The 14,338-nt window shown below is 58.8% G+C and carries 15 protein-coding genes and 1 pseudogene; 5 read left to right on the top strand and 11 right to left on the bottom strand.

Annotated features, from left to right (window positions below; translation table 11 throughout):
• Positions 1 to 128 precede the first annotated feature (128 nt).
• The 6 genes from JOE39_RS08955 to JOE39_RS08930 form a co-directional block, all read right to left on the bottom strand.
• The gene (locus JOE39_RS08955) at positions 129 to 752 is read right to left on the bottom strand and encodes a PqiC family protein (RefSeq protein ID WP_003394705.1); all 624 of its coding nucleotides are present in this window, start codon (positions 750 to 752) and stop codon (positions 129 to 131) included.
• A complete protein-coding gene (locus tag JOE39_RS08950) occupies positions 749 to 2,428 on the bottom strand; it encodes an MlaD family protein (protein ID WP_003394706.1) in 1,680 nt (559 codons plus the stop codon). Before JOE39_RS08950 ends, JOE39_RS08955 begins: the two co-directional genes overlap by 4 nt.
• Positions 2,421 to 3,035, bottom strand: a complete 615-nt coding sequence (locus JOE39_RS08945; RefSeq protein WP_003315385.1) for a paraquat-inducible protein A — start codon at positions 3,033 to 3,035, stop codon at positions 2,421 to 2,423. The genes JOE39_RS08950 and JOE39_RS08945 overlap by 8 nt, the downstream gene beginning before the upstream one ends.
• Positions 3,032 to 3,661, bottom strand: coding sequence for a paraquat-inducible protein A (locus JOE39_RS08940; RefSeq protein WP_003315384.1), 630 nt, complete (start codon positions 3,659 to 3,661; stop codon positions 3,032 to 3,034). Before JOE39_RS08940 ends, JOE39_RS08945 begins: the two co-directional genes overlap by 4 nt.
• 269 nt (positions 3,662 to 3,930) lie before the next feature.
• Positions 3,931 to 4,230, bottom strand: a complete 300-nt coding sequence (locus tag JOE39_RS08935) for a protealysin inhibitor emfourin (protein ID WP_003342005.1) — start codon at positions 4,228 to 4,230, stop codon at positions 3,931 to 3,933.
• A 30-nt stretch (positions 4,231 to 4,260) separates the two neighbouring features.
• Entirely contained in the window at positions 4,261 to 5,331 is a 1,071-nt protein-coding gene (locus JOE39_RS08930) for a M4 family metallopeptidase (RefSeq protein WP_003394709.1), read from the bottom strand.
• Positions 5,332 to 5,598: 267 nt separating this feature from the next.
• On the opposite strand from JOE39_RS08930, the gene JOE39_RS08925 reads away from it, so the two are divergent.
• A complete protein-coding gene (locus JOE39_RS08925; protein WP_003319121.1) occupies positions 5,599 to 5,940 on the top strand; it encodes a hypothetical protein in 342 nt (113 codons plus the stop codon).
• A 92-nt stretch (positions 5,941 to 6,032) separates the two neighbouring features.
• Here the strand turns inward: JOE39_RS08925 and JOE39_RS08920 are convergent, their stop codons facing one another.
• The gene (locus JOE39_RS08920; RefSeq protein WP_003384070.1) at positions 6,033 to 6,350 is read right to left on the bottom strand and encodes a DUF883 family protein; all 318 of its coding nucleotides are present in this window, start codon (positions 6,348 to 6,350) and stop codon (positions 6,033 to 6,035) included.
• Between the two features lie 153 nt (positions 6,351 to 6,503).
• Here JOE39_RS08920 and JOE39_RS08915 point away from each other — a divergent pair, with 153 nt between their 5' ends.
• From JOE39_RS08915 to JOE39_RS08905, 3 genes are all read left to right on the top strand, one after another.
• Positions 6,504 to 6,758 (top strand): hypothetical protein, encoded by a 255-nt coding sequence (locus JOE39_RS08915; protein WP_003315380.1) that lies wholly within the window; start codon positions 6,504 to 6,506, stop codon positions 6,756 to 6,758.
• Positions 6,759 to 6,876: 118 nt separating this feature from the next.
• Positions 6,877 to 8,238 (top strand): MATE family efflux transporter, encoded by a 1,362-nt coding sequence (locus JOE39_RS08910; RefSeq protein ID WP_003394711.1) that lies wholly within the window; start codon positions 6,877 to 6,879, stop codon positions 8,236 to 8,238.
• Between the two features lie 22 nt (positions 8,239 to 8,260).
• Positions 8,261 to 8,911, top strand: a complete 651-nt coding sequence (locus JOE39_RS08905) for a TetR/AcrR family transcriptional regulator (RefSeq protein WP_003394712.1) — start codon at positions 8,261 to 8,263, stop codon at positions 8,909 to 8,911.
• 16 nt (positions 8,912 to 8,927) lie between these two features.
• On the opposite strand, the gene JOE39_RS08900 is transcribed toward JOE39_RS08905, so the two are convergent.
• Both JOE39_RS08900 and JOE39_RS08895 read right to left on the bottom strand, forming a co-directional pair.
• Positions 8,928 to 11,669, bottom strand: coding sequence for a glycoside hydrolase family 3 C-terminal domain-containing protein (locus JOE39_RS08900; RefSeq protein ID WP_210077456.1), 2,742 nt, complete (start codon positions 11,667 to 11,669; stop codon positions 8,928 to 8,930).
• Positions 11,666 to 11,908 (bottom strand): hypothetical protein, encoded by a 243-nt coding sequence (locus JOE39_RS08895; RefSeq protein WP_003394714.1) that lies wholly within the window; start codon positions 11,906 to 11,908, stop codon positions 11,666 to 11,668. Before JOE39_RS08895 ends, JOE39_RS08900 begins: the two co-directional genes overlap by 4 nt.
• Positions 11,909 to 12,505: 597 nt before the next feature.
• On the opposite strand from JOE39_RS08895, the pseudogene JOE39_RS26535 reads away from it, so the two are divergent.
• Positions 12,506 to 12,787: pseudogene (locus tag JOE39_RS26535) on the top strand (hypothetical protein); the annotation flags it as partial.
• 37 nt (positions 12,788 to 12,824) lie between these two features.
• Here JOE39_RS26535 and JOE39_RS08885 read toward each other — a convergent pair.
• Together JOE39_RS08885 and JOE39_RS08880 are read right to left on the bottom strand one after the other, a co-directional pair.
• A complete protein-coding gene (locus tag JOE39_RS08885) occupies positions 12,825 to 13,703 on the bottom strand; it encodes a glycoside hydrolase family protein (RefSeq protein ID WP_010409283.1) in 879 nt (292 codons plus the stop codon).
• Positions 13,704 to 13,832: 129 nt separating this feature from the next.
• Complete coding sequence (locus tag JOE39_RS08880; protein WP_003411342.1) at positions 13,833 to 14,312, bottom strand: LEA type 2 family protein; 480 nt, start codon at positions 14,310 to 14,312, stop codon at positions 13,833 to 13,835.
• Positions 14,313 to 14,338 lie beyond the last annotated feature (26 nt).

The raw sequence follows: 14,338 nt of genomic DNA, 5'->3' as shown, positions 1-14,338 counted from the left end.
CCGCCAGGGTGATACATTTTTGTACCGAATTGAACGCTTTGAGCCGCGATGCCCAGGCGTCTGGCCGGAGGGTTCCAGGCTGAGTTCGGCGAAAACAGGAGGTCTTTTGCGCAGACCTCCCGATAGAGTTACAGGCAGCGCGAGGCGCGCTGTGCGGTCCAGCTCGCAGCCGTGACGGCGATCTTGTCTGCCAGCTGCGCGACCGCTTTCTGGTGGGCAATGATGAGATTTTCCATGCCTTCACCGGCCTCCTCGCGGATCACGCTGCTGCAGGTCAGGCTTTGCCGTTTGCTGCCCGCCGTGGCGCCAGCCTCGCGAAGCCCGAGTGTCCACACCACATCAATCAGGGCGTAGTTGCCGGGCATCGACTCGAAACGCCGCACGTCGGTACGGATCGACAGCGTTGGCTGGTCACTGTTTTTCGGCAAGCCGGCCATGTCGCGGCTGCCGAAGCGACGCTCCAGTTGCGGGGTCAGCGCATCGTGAAACTCGTCGCCCAGGGGTGATCCCCAGCGTTCGGTGTCCAGAATGGCCAGGCTGCCGTTACCCTGACGAACCACCAGCGGCGGCTGGTCGACCTGCACCGGCATGATCACCGGCAGCATCTCGAACTGGAACGGCATGGGTTTGCTGGCGGCCGTGCTGGTCGCGCTCATCGGCGCGATCAGCGTGTAGTAGTGGGTCTGTGTCGAGGTGCAGGCACCCAGGCCCACTGCTGCGGCAAGTACCATCAGTTTCAGGCGCAAGGTCATTGTTTTGGCTCCGGATCAATGGCTCGGGACGAGGACGGGGCGTTGAACGAACGTGGCGCTGCGTCGCCCGTACGGCCGCGAATCAGCGATTCCGGGTGGCGGCTGAGGAAGTCGGTCAGGACCCGCACCGAACGTGCAGTACGTTGCACTTCATCCATGGCCTGGCCCAGTTGCTGACGCGCAGGTGAATCTTCGGCGAACGAGTCGTTGGCAGTCCCCAGGGTTTTCTCGGCCTGCTGCAAGGTGCCACGCATCTGCGGCAACACGCTGCTGTTGACCTGTTTGAGGGTTTTCTGCAATTCGCTGAGGGTGCCGTTGAGGTTGCCCGCCAGCTGGTCGATCGGCAAGTTGCTGAGCTTCTCGACGAATGCCTGCAACTGCTCCTGCAGCTTGTCGAAGCTGCCCGGCACGGTCGGAATCTCCAGCGGTCGGGCCTTGGCGTTGAACGCCACCTTCGGCGCCTTTGGATCGAACTCCATGGCAATGTACAGCTGGCCAGTCAGCAGGTTGCCGTTACGCACCTGCGCGCGCAGACCATTGGCCACAAAGGCACCCAGTACGCGGGCAGATTGTTCTTCTTCATCGCCCGAGCCGCCGAGTTCCTTGAGCTTGGACTCGGCTGCCCCCAGGCGCTTGGGATAGATCACTGCGCCAACGATGCCGGGGAAGGTCTTGGTGGCCGGATCGTAGTCCAGATCCACCGAAACCACCTTGCCGATGTTGACCCCGAGGAAGTCAACCGCCGCGTTGACCGTCAGGCCGCGAAGCGATTGATTGAAGCGCATGCGGATATAGCGAGGCTCGCCGTCGGGAGGTGCCATCGCCGTGGCCTGGTCATCGAATATCTTGAATTCTGCGTTCTCGTCCGCCGGTTTCGAATCCGGGCTCCAGTTCGGCTCGCGAAAGGCGATACCGCCGGAAATGATCGAGGTCAGGGACTGCGTATTGACCTTGACCCCTGAGGCGCCGACGGTGATGTCGACACCGCTGGCGTTCCAGAAGCGTGTGTCAGTAGTGATGTACTGGTCGTTCGGAGCGTTGATGAAAATCTGTATGTCGACGCCGCGGCCGTCCTTGGACAGGTCATAGGCCACTACCTGACCGACCTGAATGCGGCGGAAGTAGATCGGTGAGCCGATGTCCAGCGAGCCCAGATCATCAGTGTGCAGCGTGAAGCGCTTGCCTTTTTCGCCGAAGGTCACCGGCGGCGGCGTTTCCAGGCCGGTGAAGCTGGCCTTGGTTTCCTCGGCGCTGCCGGCGTCGGCGCCGATGAAGGCACCCGAAAGCAGCGTGTCCACGCCCGAAACCCCATGTGCGCCGATGCGCGGGCGCACCACCCAGAACTGGCTGTCGACCCGCGTGAACGGAGTAGCGCTGGTGTTCAGCTCGATGGTGGCCAGCACATGCGTGCGGTCGTCACTGAGGCTGATATCCGTGACCATGCCGATCACCACGTTCTTGTATTTGACCTGGGTCTTGTTGGCTTCCAGACCTTCGGCTGTCAGGAAGCTGACAGTGATTCTGGGACCGATGTTCATCCAGTCATGCAAGGCCATGGATATGCCAATGATCGCGGCAACGATTGGCACCAGCCAGATCAGCGAGACACGCAGGCGACGACGTTTGACTTCAGGGCGTGGCACTGAAGCAGGCGGGGGGAGGGTACTGTCAGACATCTTCAACCTCTGCGTCCCAGATAAGCCGGGGATCGAAACTCATGGCGGCGAACATCGTCATCACCACTACCAAGCCAAAAAACAGAATACCGATTCGCGGCTCGATAGTACTGAGCTCGCGAAACTGAACAAGAGACGCCACAAGGGCTACAACCAGCACATCGAGCATCGACCAGTAGCCGATCAGTTCGATGAAGCGATACAGGCGCGCGCGCTCGCGCATCGCCCAGGTGCTGCGACGCTGGCAGGTGATCAGCAGCATGCCCAGCACCAGAAACTTGATGCATGGCACCAGAACACTGGCGACGAAAATCAGGATGGCGATGTCCCAGGAGCCGCTTTCGAAAAACTCGATGACGCCGCTCATGATCGTGCTTTCGCTGCGGTTGCCCAGCAGGTTGGTGTACATCACCGGCAGTACGTTGGCCGGGATATAGAAAATCAGCGCGGCAATCAGATAGGCCCAGGTGCGGCTGATGCTGTTGGGTTTGCGTTTGTGCACAGGTGAATCACAACGCGGACAGCGTGTAGCGTCCTCCTGGCAGGCATAACCGCAGGTATGGCACAGGCACAGCTTGTGTTCATGGGCGAAAGGGATGCCGTTCATTGCGGCTGCACTCCCAGTTCGTCCCACAACCGGCGGATATCCTTGTTGGCAATCAGCAGGATCAGCACCATCAACATTGCCATGGCCCAGAGCCCGACGCCGGGGTGTACGTCGAGCATCCCGGACAGTTTGATGATCGCCACCAGAATGCCAAGCATGCACACTTCGAGCATGCTCCATGGGCGCAAGTGCTCCAGGGCGCGCATGCAGGTTCTGAAGCCGGGCGCCACGATGCCCTTGTGCGCGTGTACCAGCACCCAGAACAGCAGGACGATCTGCAATAGCGGCGCAAAAATGATCGAAAGACCGGCCACCAAGGCAATGATCGTGATACGTCCTTGAGCAAGGGCTTCAACCGATTGCCACAGCGTCACCTCGTTGGAGAGGCCCTTCATATTGATGCTGATGACCGGGAACAGATTGGCGAATACGAACAGTATCGCTGCAGCGATGGTCAACGCCAGCAACTGTTCTATGGTCACCCGATGGCCGCGACCGAGCAGTGCTTCGCAGCGAAGGCAGAATGCTGCCTCGCCGGGCTGCAGAGGATGGGCTTCGTAGAGCGAGTCGCAGTGCTCGCAGATAATCAGGCCGGAAGAGTGTTCGATAGGATGCACAGTGCTCATCGACGCCATTGGTGCAGAGGTAAGGAGGTAAGAACGCGCAGCACGAAAAGATACCTCGTTAATGGCAGTGTGAAGCGTTTTTTTTTTGTACGGTCAACGCTAGCAGATCGGTACAAATCATTGACCGCCAGGGTGTCGGGTGGTTCACATGTCACTGCGCCATTATTCCATGCGCGGAGTCATGGTGGCGAATCCGGTAGCAGCGATGCCCCCCATCTGTCGACGAAAGGGCATCGCTGCGGCCAGAGTCCTTTGGCAAAGGGCCTGTCTCAGAGCTTGCCCGGTTTGACGCGTTGCTTGAGAAAGCCGAGCAACTGGCGGGCAGATGCAGGCACGTTGTGTTCGTCGAACGTCAGGCAGATTGCCTTGGCGTCATCCTCGATGGTGATTTCGTACTGATTCAGGTCCCGCGCTTCGTCATTGAAAGCACTGCTGGACTGATTCAGGCCGCTATCGCTCACCAGCCTCTGCAACTGCTCGGCTTCGGGCTGCTCAAGGGTGGCTGTATCGACTTCACAGCGTTTGACTGCACCTGCAAAACCGCCGGATTGCACTAGACAGACCTTCATTTCAAGCACCTTTGGGTGGTTACGCTTTGGCTATACCTTGAGACCGACCTCTTTCCAGGCCGCCTGCACGGCTTTTTTGGCTTTGGGGCCGAAGCGCGGGTCCGAGGCTATTTTTACGCTGGCCTTGGCACAGTCGATGAATTGACTGTCCGAGGCCAGCTCCAGCATCGTTTCATACCAGATTCTGCCCGCCACTTCCCAGGCATTTCCGCCCAGCGCCTTGGCCACCAGCACGAATGCCCGGTTGGGAATGCCCGAGTTGATGTGCACGCCGCCGCGATCCTTGGCACCGGTATACAGGTCGGCCATCGTCGCAGGTTGCGGATCATCACCCAGATCCGGATCGTTGGAATACGCAGTGCCGGGTTTTTCCATATCGCGAATGCCTCGTCGCGTCGGGGCCGGCACCAGCAACTCCTTGCCCACCACCCAGTCCGACTCGGCGGCGCTGGTGCCTTGTTTCCACTGGCGCACCAGCATGCCGAATACATCGGCAAAGTGCTCGTTCAAGGCCCCGGATTGCCCGCGGTAGTCAAGGTTCGAGGTGAAACTCTGCACGCCGTGGGTCAGTTCATGACCGATCACTTCAAGGCTGCCGGTAAAGCGCTTGAAGACCAGGTCATCCCCATCGCCGTAAGCCATCTGGCTGCCATTCCAGTAAGCGTTGCTCAGCGGTACATGCTCACCGTTGAAATCCACTTCGGCGACGTGCACGGTCGAGACCAGCGACATGCCACTGTCGTCCAGCGAGTTGCGTTCGAACAGCTGCGCATAGAAATCATAGACGTCGCCTGAGCCATCGTAGGCTTCATCGGTCGCCTTGTCGCCTGTCGCTGCCTGGCCTTCCTTGCGCACCACCGCGCCGGGGAGATCGTCAGTGCCTTTGGCATCATGAATCACACGGTGCTTTCGTCCGTCAGGCGATTTGATCGCGTGCATGGATGGCATGGTTCGCGCAGAGAGGCGGGAAGCAAGGAATGCCGAGCTGCTCGTCAGGTTGGCAATGGCCCGGGCGCTGACCAGATTCTTGGGGGACTGCGCCATACGCTCGAGCATGTAAGGCGGAATGAAACAATGCAGGGGATTTCGGTCGTCGCACATGATGAACTCCTGTTCTAATGCATCGATGGCGGCAAGCCACCGATCAACATGGTCGCAGTCATGTGACACTTCCTGTGGCGTTTATATGCAAAGAAATATCTGATTACATGATCGGCGGTTGCCGCCAAACCGGCCCGATGTGGTGATAGCCCCGTATTGCAGGTACTTCACGTCATTCCAGAGGCAGTGCGACACCTCGACACAGGTGATCAACGGGCCGCGCCGCGATGTTAGACTCGCGCCACTTCAGACGAGGAGCAAACCTACGTGCGCAAGACGGTAATGATGATAGCGGTACTGGCTCTGGCCGGATGCGATGGAGGCGGGCCCGCCAGGGATAAAGTCCAGGGGACGGCAGCGACTGCTCCGGTCTCTACGCCGCAGTGGTTCATTCAGATGAACTCGCGGGAGGCGGTCAGCGATTCCAGCGCCTGGTTGCTCGAGCGCAGTTATGCCCCGATCATCGTGGACGTGGACGGGAAACAGCAGGTATTGATAGGACCTTATGAAAGCCAGGCCAAGGCCGAGGAAGAGCGCGTGGCGTTACAGGCGAAGGTGACCAAATCGCACCGTTTTGCCGAGCCGTCTGTGGTACAGCACACCCGCTAAGGCATTCGCCAGGTTTACATCTGCTTCATCACGCGTTACTGCATCAGCATCGCGGGCCAGCAACCTGGCCCGCGATGCCGTTCATCAGTCGATCAACGACGACCCAGCAGCAGGCCTACTACCAGGCCAAAGCCCGCAGAAATAGCCACGGTCTGCCATGGGTGACCACCGATGTAGGTTTCGGTCGCTTCGACAACCGGCTTGGTGCGGTCGCGAACGCTGGCCATCGAGTCCAGTGCCTGCTTGAGTTTGGCGCTCAACTGTGCGCGCAGTGTCTCTGCTTCTTCACCCACCAGAGCAGCACTTTCCTTGAGCAATTTGTCGGATTCTTCGATCAGTGCCTGCAGGTCACTGAATGCCTGATCCTTGATTTGATCGGCAGCTTGTTGAGCAGGGGTCTTACGAGCCATGGGTGTATTCCTTTCAAGTGGTGGCAACAGTGTTCAATGGAGTCTCGCGCATCCTGAAAAGTTGCAATTGCTTGAATGACCCGACGCAAGACTCTGCAAACAATGCCCCTTACGGGTGTAAGATGCAGCCGTTTTTAGCCGTAGGTGACTGTGATGAGTTTCAATCTGGCCAATCGGCCGCTCCCTGAGCGTACCGCTCTCGAAGACGAAAAATCCCGGCTGTTCGAACTGTGGCAGAGCAATCTGGGCAAGGCAAAAGGCGAGGCGGCACGCCTGATGGGCGAGCGCGCCAAGCGCAAGGGCAAGTGGTCTGAGTGGGTTCGTTCCGAACTGGACACCATGAGTCCGCCGGAATACGCCAACATGGTCCGCAGTGAAGTGAATCGTCTGATGGCGGCGAGCAGGTAGCAGCACATCCGACAGCGATCCGACAATCCGGCGCTGATCGTTCTTCACGGTACAGCGTGAGGGTGTCTTGGTGAGGGTGTCTTGCCTTCCTGATCCGTAAGGCCTTTTGAGAACGTTGATGGCCCAAGCCAGTGCAAGATTTACCCAAGGCAGCGTAGCGCGTCATATCGTCGTCACCGCCAGTGCCAGCGCCTTGAGCCTGTTCGCCGTCTTTCTGGTCGACATTCTCACGCTGGTCTACGTATCGATGCTGCATGATCCCGTGCTTCTGGCAGCGGTCGGCATTGCCAAAGTCCTGATGTTTTTCAACGGCGCGCTGGCAACCGGCCTCATCATCGCCGGGGCGTCGGTGCTTTCCGCGCGTATCGGCCATCGTGCGGCCAGATCGATACCCAGGCTCACTGGCAGCCTGATGCTCATGGTGATCACGGTCAGCGGTCTGGCAGCCGCCGCCCAGTTGACGTTTATCGTGCCGATCATGCGATGGCTGGGTGCCGAGGCGGCCACTTACGAAGCAGCGCGCAGTTTTATCTGGCTGACCCTGCCTTTTACCGCGTTGCAGGCGGTGATGCAGATGTCGGCGCAGATGCTCAGAACCATTGGTGACAACCGCCGGGCGATGGGCGTTGTGCTGTCCGCTGCCGCCTCGCTGGCAGTGGCAGACCCGTTTTTCATCTTCGGGCTCGGCCTGGGGCTCGACGGTGCAGGGATCGCGTTTGCCGTATCCGCAGCAGTTTCAGCATCCATCGGGCTGTATTGGGTGCGCAGCCGAATAGGCATGGTGTTTACCCGCCATCTGAAACTGTTGCGTCTGCATGCGCGGCATACTTTCAGGCTGGCGCTCCCGGCGATGGCGGCAAATCTGGCGACGCCGGTCGGTTTGGCTTATCTTGTCGCCTCGCTATCGGCATTTGGCACTTCCGCTCTGGCCGCGATGACGGTGCTGGATCGGGTCATACAGTTTTCGTACTGCGCTTTTTTTGCCCTGCCTGGCGCGCTGGCTCCGGTGCTGGGTCAGAACATTGGTGCGAGCCGCGATGATCGCGTGCGTTCTGCGGTCATTTTTACCCGGCGGCTGGTGGTCTGCTACGGGCTGGCCGTGTGGCTGGTGCTCCTGCTCTGTGGTGGCATGATTGCCGACCTCTACCAATTGGGGGACGAAGCCCGCGCCGTGTTCATGGCCTTTTGTTTGTGGGGCGGCGGTCTCTGGGTTCTGATTGGTCTGGATTTTGTCGCCATCGCGGTGTTCCTGACCATGAACAGGTCATGGTGGGTCGCGGTGTTTGCCTGGCTGAGGGCAACGGCGGGTACGGTGCCGTTCGTCTTCGCCGGGACCCACTGGTTTGGCAGCAGTGGTGCCTTGCCCGGCATGTTTACCGGCAATGCGCTCATCGCGCTGGTCTCCATCACCACGGCGTCGCTGACGGCGAAACGGTTTTTTACCAGCAGGGCCCCGGTCATGAGCGTCGGGGTACATTGAATCAAGGCGTTATCAGGTTTTTATGGTCATCGAAGAATCAGGGAATGAATCCGCAGAAACGGCACCACCCAAGCGTCGCCGCGCGCCCAAGGGAGACATGCGCAGAAAGGCCTTGCTGGACGCCGCTACCGTTGTTTTTGCCAGAGACGGCTATTCGAGCGCGTCGATGCGCGAGGTTGCACTGCTTGCCGGTATCACCACGGTAGGGTTGCTGCACCATTTCCCCAACAAGGAAGCACTGCTCGCCGCCCTGCTGGAACGCAGGGACCAGCGGGTCACCTCGCGTTTTCAGGATCTGGTCACCGAGCCGACGCTTGAAGGGTTTCTGAAGTTTCTCAAACTGAGCATGAGTTTCAGTATCGAGAGCGCCGAGGAATGTCAGGCCGCGTTGCTGATGAATACCGAGAGCCTGTCGAAGGCGCACCCGGCATGGGCCTGGCACCTTGAACGATTCCATCTGACCCACGAACACGCACGCGGGCATTTGCAGGCGTTGATAGAAGCGGGGGAAGTGCGCGGCGATATCAATGTCAAAGCCCTGGCCCAGGAGATCTTCTCGGTCATGGACGGCTTGCAGATTCAGTGGCTGCGAAGCCCCCAGGACGTGGATGTCATGGCGGTTTTCGATATCTATGTGCAGCGATTGGGAAGGGATATCAAGGCTCATCCATGAGCCTTGACGGGGTGCATCAGTAGGTCTGTGCAGCGCTGACCTGGACTGCCTTGCGCAGTGGCAATGGCAGCGGGTTGCTGTCACGCGTGGTCAGTTTTTCCGGGTACAGGGTGATCAGCGTCCTGTTGAGCGTGAGGTTCTCAGAATCCGCGCCGACGAGGATCTTGAATTTCCCGGCATCGACGTCCCAGCTTGCCGTCTTGTCGACGTAGTAAGCCAGGGAGCGCGAGTCTATCGGTACGCTGACGGTCTTGCTCTCGCCAGGCTGCAGGTACACCTTGGTGAAGCCCTTGAGCTCTTTCTCCGGGCGGTCAACAGCAGGTTTGACCGGCTGCACGTACAGCTGCGCCACTTCAAAGCCTGCCTTGTCGCCGGTGTTGGTCACCGTGAATTTCACGTCAACCGTCGAGCCTGGGGTCAGCACGTTGGTCGACAGTTTCAGGTCGCTGTAGCTGAACGTGGTGTAGGACAGGCCATAACCGAATGGATAGAGCGGCTTGGCGTGTTTCTTGTCATACCCGCGATAACCCATGTACAGGCCTTCGCTGTAGGTCATCTCGGTCAGCGGGTTGCTGCCGCGGTAGGCCGCCGGGTCCGGATAAGAGGCATAGCTCGGGTTGTCCTCAATGTTCTTGTCGATCGTGACCGGCAACTTGCCCGACGGGTTGATCTTGCCATAGAGGATCTCGGCCAGTGCCTGACCGCCTTGCTGGCCCGGGAACCAGGCTTGCAGTGCAGCGCCGACCTTGTTCGCCCATGGCTGCATATTGGCCACGCCGCCGCCGTGCATGACCACGATGGTGTTGGGGTTGGCCTTGGCGACGAAGCTGATCAGTTCCGCCTGTTGGTCTGGCAGATCGAAGCCGTGGTCGGAACCTTCGCCTTCGTTTTCAGACGTGGTGCCGGTCGCAACCACCACCGCATCGTATTTCGACAGGTCCTTTGGCGGACGCAACGCAGCCCAGCTCATCTGTACGCCGGTCAGGCCGCCCAGTGCCGGAATGAAATTGCCCTGTACGCGCTGGTATTCCAGTTTCACGGTATAGGTCTTGCCGGCCGACAATGCCGCAGTTTTACCCGACGTTGTCAGCGCATTCACCACATCGCCCGAGTAAGGCACGCCGTCGCTCTGCACGATGAGTTCATCGTTGACCCAGAGCTTGTAGGGGCCATCTGCACGCACCTTGAACGCCTGAGCACCCGAGATGGTGGGCTTGATGGTGGTGGTGAAACGTGCCGAGAAAGCACCGGCTGTCGGGCTGAAGCCAGACACCGCAGTGCTGCCTGCGTTGGTCACGTTGCTGCCGGTGGTCCAGTTCAGGTTCACGCCGGGCTCGACACGCGTCAGCACCGGGTCACCGGAAAAGCTGGTGTTGGAGAAGTATTCGGCTTTTACCCCGGCGTTGCTGATCCCGTTGTCGCCGGTTGCTGGCTGATACCACACCGAGCTCGCCGGATTCAGGCTCATCTCTGACAGATACGTGACATCGCTGCTGCTGGATGCGAGTTGCTGCAAACCGCTCAGCTCGGTCACGTAGCTGTTGGGCGGTGAGTTAGCGGTGCCGAAAGGCGATGCCGGTACGTCGTGCGCCCAGTTGCCGATCACGGCGATTTTTGCCGAACGGTCCAGCGGCAGCAGCGGTTTGCCGGCAGCGGTGTTCTCGTTGCGCAGCAACACGATGGATTCGCGCGCGGAATTCAGCGCGGCACGCATGCCGTATTCCGGATGCTCCAGGGTCTTGGCGGTGTTGAGGTTGTTCTGCAGGTCATAGCTGACGATGCCGCGCAGGTTGCGTTTGACCTTGTCGTCGATCACGTTCTGAGTCAGTTGCCCGCTCCACAGGTAGGGCAGGAGATTGGCTTCGGTAAACTGCAGGCCGGAGGGCATGTCGATGTCCGTACCCGCCCACGCGCCCTTGAAGGCATCATGAATGGCATTGAAGTCACTGATGACCATGCCCTGATAGCCCCATTCGCCCTTGAGCACTTCGGTGATCAGGTGATGGTTTTCGCAGGCGTAGTCGCCGTTGACTTTGTTGAAGCCGCACATGATCGAGGCGACATTGGCGTTCTTCACCATCGATTCGAAGCCTGGCAGGTACAGCTCGCGCAGGGTGCGCTCATCGACCTTGACGTCGATCGCCTGACGATTGGCTTCCTGCTCGTTGGCCAGGTAGTGCTTGCCGCTCGCCTGGATACCTTGGGCCTGGATGCCGTTGACGATAGCGGGTGCCAGCACGGCGCCGAGGAACGGGTCTTCACCGCTAACGTATTCTGCCGAGCGGCCGTTGTAGGGCGTCCGGTACAGGTTCGCGCCCGGCGAGAGCATCTGCTGACCGCCGGAAATGCGCGTTTCATAAGCGATGGCCAGGCCGAATTCCTTGGCCCGGTTGATGCTCCAGGTCGCTGCCAGCGCAGACTGCGACGGGTATTGAGCGCCGAATGTGGCGTTGTTGACGTGCACGCCCATGGACGAGTCATACGCCACGGTGCCCTTGATGCCCCACTTGAGCAGGGACGGGATCATGTGGCCGTCGTTGACGCGGGTGAAGTTGATCTTTTCCGACTGGCTCATGTTGTCGAGAATCGAGCTGACACGCGCCTCGACTTCGTTGCCGGTCGCCGGGGTCACGGCGGCGAGTGCCAGGTTGGCCTGCATGACGCTGAACGTCAGCAGGCTCAGGCCCAGCGTCTGTTTGAAGGCTGACAAGGCAAGTGTCCTTCCGGTCGATGTGATCGGTTGATTGAGGTTGTTCATGGTCGTTGTGCCTGGGCAGGGGCGTCGTCGGTGTCCACCGGCGCGTCAAGCAGGGACGACGAACTCTGTTGTTGGGCCGGATTGATCTTGTCGGCGCCTGACAACTGGTCGCGCTTGGCTTCCACCTGCGTCCGGATCTGTTGATCGGACCCATTGGCAGGTGTGCTGGAAGTTGAGTCCGCGGCGAAAGTTAAGGCACTTTGCGCGCACAGAAGTACTGCACTGAAAACAGACAGCATTGATCTATTCATCGATTGAATCTCGATTGATGGTTTGCAGGATAAAAACGGACGGCTGTTGCAATGGCGCAGGGCTCGGCTGAACACTCAGTCCAGCGCGACAGTAAAAAGTTCACAGGCCACTAAAGTATGAGCAATGGAGATTTTAATAAATGATGCCACATGGCTATCACGTGGTTTTTTCAGATGAGGCCAGATGATTTAAACAGAATTTTAAGAATAAAATCGTTAAATTGACAATTTTAACGCAATTAATAGCCAATATATTCCATCTATATGGGTTTTTATTGTTTTTTAATAAACCTAATTGTCGTTAGGTTTAGCGAGCTGGTAAGCTTCGCATCCTCGTGGTTCGTGCGCGTTTTAAAGGCTGGCTCTTTAAGAGAAAGTATCGAGATGTCCACATGAATTAATGAACGCTTAAAGGGGTTTTCACCGCGTGGAGTGAACATTAATCAACGACGCCCTTACTATTTATTCCATTAAAACTGGACGTGAAATTGTGCAGTATCGATCAACCTTTGCCCTGTACAAATGGCACAAGGGCGATAGGAATAATCAGCCGGTGGTGCGTCATTTTTATTTTCGTTAAAGGCAATAGTGGTGAGTGACGGAAAACAGCGGGTGGACCTCGCGGTGTTGAGCATCGTCGGTCGCCTGTGCTTCAGCAAACCGCAAAAACTGACCTTCGGTCAGATCTACAGGGAGCTGGTGCGCGCGTATTCAAGCGCCCCGGCGATCCATGTCTGTGTGGCGACGGTCGACACGCTGGTCAGGGAAGGGCTGTTGATCTCGACAAGAGTCCTGGAACCCGATCAGTCATTTCCCTACACCCAACACATCATCAGTGGTCTGACCGAGATCGGCGCAGCCTCGCTGAGAGGCTGCGAAGATGCGTTGACCGAGCCGCGCGGGGTTACTCGCTGTGTGGCAGCGACAGGTAATACTGGCCCAGTTCGGTCAGCTTGCCTTCAGCGTCCAGCAAGCTTGAAAAGTGCGGGTCAGGGTTCATCCGGCCCGTGAACCAAGCGTATCTGAACACGTCCTGGCGCTGCTCAAGGGTAGCGACCATCTCCGCCATCTGGCGTTTCTGCTTGTCGACTGAATCAATCTGCGCTCCGTCATCCGGGGCGTGCCAATTGGCGAACTCGGTGACCCAGAAGGGCTTTCCGTACTTTGCCAGTCGGTCGAGCATCCCCGGCAAGCCATAGTCGTACCAGTGAAAAGCCAGGTAATCGATGCGCGGGTCCCGATTCTGATTCATCGACCGATAGGCCGTGTAGAAGGCATCGAGCCACACGACCGGGTCGCCGTAGCCTGGCATGGTTCCCCAGTTCATCGCTGGCCCCACCAGCTTTACACCGGTCTGGGCGGCGATCTGTTCCAGCCTCGGCCAGAAGCTGGCCGCCGCTTCGGGTGTCATGTTGGCCTGATCGAGCAGATTCGGCTCATTGATCACCAGCAGATAGCGGATGGCTGAGTGAGCCAGCAGGTATTGCTTCAACTGCCCGTCGTCAACGTTGCCGTTCCACACCATCGGGATGAAATCCACACCGTACATCGAGGCGTAATCGTAAGACGCCAGACGGTCATGGGGCCTGGGGCTCCAGTTGTACCACCAGCTCACGCCCGACGATAACGCACTCAGGTCGGCGGGCAAGGCGATGTCGTAGGCGATGCCGCGCTTGGCGCTTTTTTCTGCAGCCCATGACGGTGCCATGCACAGGCTGAGCATCAGCGTCACAAGGGCCAGAAAAGTCGGGAAAAAACGTGCTGACGGGTTCTGTGGGGTCATTGGCAAATCTTCCTTGAGGGTGGGGAGGTGCAGAGCATGCGCTGCAGTCAGCCAGCAGAAAGCATGCCACCTGTGTCGTCCCGTTTACCCTGCCAAACCCCTACATGCATTACCACCCGTAATGACTTGTTACCAGGGATCTCCCTCTGCCTGGCGCAAATCCAGCGTGCCGCTGTCACTGAAGCGCATCGTACCGAACAGGCCGCCAGCCAGCTTGCCGCGAAGCGTATAGGGCAGATTGTCCAGACGCTGGCTCTGACTGAGCCCCAGTGCCTGGCGTAGGGCCGCGAATGCCGACACGCTGACCGGCACCACCAGCACTGCCTCGGAAAAGCGTCCTACAGTGCCTTTCTGGTTGCTGACCCCGGAGGCCAGCAGCCTGTCGTTCACGTCGAGGTCCAGCGCGACGCCGTTGTAGTTGATCTCGGTTTCGTTTGGATTCTGCACCCGCAACGTTACCGCCATGCGCAGTTCCAGACCCTGACCGGGGATGGGTTCGATACCCACGACGCTGATCGTCAGCGGGTCTCGATGGGGAATCAGCGCACAGGCGCTCAAGCCGAGGATGAGCAGTCCCGAGAGCAGGGCGCGGATCAGGCGTAGCGACATTCGTGTGCTCCAGCGTCAGGTTCAGT

Source organism: Pseudomonas sp. PvP100 (assembly GCF_017833055.1).
Taxonomy (GTDB): domain Bacteria; phylum Pseudomonadota; class Gammaproteobacteria; order Pseudomonadales; family Pseudomonadaceae; genus Aquipseudomonas; species Aquipseudomonas syringae.
This window is presented reverse-complemented; position numbering and strand designations above follow the sequence as displayed.

Excerpts from the sequence above, each read along its gene's own strand:
- JOE39_RS08955 (WP_003394705.1), bottom strand. The coding sequence starts at position 752 with ATGACCTTGCGCCTGAAACTGATGGTACTTGCCGCAGCAGTGGGCCTG.
- JOE39_RS08950 (WP_003394706.1), bottom strand. The coding sequence starts at position 2,428 with ATGTCTGACAGTACCCTCCCCCCGCCTGCTTCAGTGCCACGCCCTGAA.
- JOE39_RS08945 (WP_003315385.1), bottom strand. The coding sequence starts at position 3,035 with ATGAACGGCATCCCTTTCGCCCATGAACACAAGCTGTGCCTGTGCCAT.
- JOE39_RS08940 (WP_003315384.1), bottom strand. The coding sequence starts at position 3,661 with ATGAGCACTGTGCATCCTATCGAACACTCTTCCGGCCTGATTATCTGC.
- JOE39_RS08935 (WP_003342005.1), bottom strand. The coding sequence starts at position 4,230 with ATGAAGGTCTGTCTAGTGCAATCCGGCGGTTTTGCAGGTGCAGTCAAA.
- JOE39_RS08930 (WP_003394709.1), bottom strand. The coding sequence starts at position 5,331 with ATGTGCGACGACCGAAATCCCCTGCATTGTTTCATTCCGCCTTACATG.
- JOE39_RS08920 (WP_003384070.1), bottom strand. The coding sequence starts at position 6,350 with ATGGCTCGTAAGACCCCTGCTCAACAAGCTGCCGATCAAATCAAGGAT.
- JOE39_RS08915 (WP_003315380.1), top strand. The coding sequence starts at position 6,504 with ATGAGTTTCAATCTGGCCAATCGGCCGCTCCCTGAGCGTACCGCTCTC.
- JOE39_RS08910 (WP_003394711.1), top strand. The coding sequence starts at position 6,877 with ATGGCCCAAGCCAGTGCAAGATTTACCCAAGGCAGCGTAGCGCGTCAT.
- JOE39_RS08905 (WP_003394712.1), top strand. The coding sequence starts at position 8,261 with ATGGTCATCGAAGAATCAGGGAATGAATCCGCAGAAACGGCACCACCC.
- JOE39_RS08900 (WP_210077456.1), bottom strand. The coding sequence starts at position 11,669 with ATGAACAACCTCAATCAACCGATCACATCGACCGGAAGGACACTTGCC.
- JOE39_RS08895 (WP_003394714.1), bottom strand. The coding sequence starts at position 11,908 with ATGCTGTCTGTTTTCAGTGCAGTACTTCTGTGCGCGCAAAGTGCCTTA.
- JOE39_RS08885 (WP_010409283.1), bottom strand. The coding sequence starts at position 13,703 with ATGACCCCACAGAACCCGTCAGCACGTTTTTTCCCGACTTTTCTGGCC.
- JOE39_RS08880 (WP_003411342.1), bottom strand. The coding sequence starts at position 14,312 with ATGTCGCTACGCCTGATCCGCGCCCTGCTCTCGGGACTGCTCATCCTC.